Below are 586 nucleotides of genomic sequence, written 5' to 3' on the forward strand. Positions count from 1 at the left end.
GGCGGAGTGAACGAGAATCTTGCTACCGGCGATATCGAAGTCAGAGCAGAGAGTCTTCGCATTCTTTCGGAGTCCGAGACACCGCCATTCCCGATTGAGGAGAACAGCAAGACGAAGGAAGAGCTTCGTTTAAAATACCGTTATCTCGATTTGAGAAGACCGGATATCCAGAGAAATATCATGGTCAGAAGCCAGGCCGCCATCATCACGAGAGCATTTCTGGCAGAGGAAGGTTTCTTCGAGATTGAGACCCCGACCTTAATCAAGAGCACACCGGAAGGCGCACGCGACTATCTTGTACCGAGCCGTGTTCATCCGGGTTCATTCTACGCGCTTCCGCAGTCTCCGCAGTTATTTAAGCAGCTGCTCATGTGCTCCGGCTATGACCGCTATTTCCAGCTGGCCAGATGCTACCGCGACGAAGACTTGCGTGCCGACAGACAGCCGGAATTTACGCAGATCGATATGGAGCTGTCCTTCGTGGATGTGGAAGACGTCCTTGATGTAAATGAGAGACTGTTAAAGAGATTATTTAAGGAAATCTGTAATTTCGATCTGGAACTTCCGATTCCGAGAATGACATGGC

1 protein-coding gene is annotated in these 586 nt (G+C 50.2%); it reads left to right on the forward strand.

Features of this window, described 5'->3' with window-relative positions:
* Positions 1 to 586, forward strand: a 586-nt coding sequence (locus NE664_12810) for an Asp-tRNA(Asn)/Glu-tRNA(Gln) amidotransferase GatCAB subunit C (protein MCQ4727516.1), incomplete at both ends; no start/stop codon positions are given.

Origin of the sequence: Anaerotignum faecicola, from assembly GCA_024460105.1 — a bacterium.
In the GTDB taxonomy this organism is placed as follows: domain Bacteria; phylum Bacillota; class Clostridia; order Lachnospirales; family Anaerotignaceae; genus JANFXS01.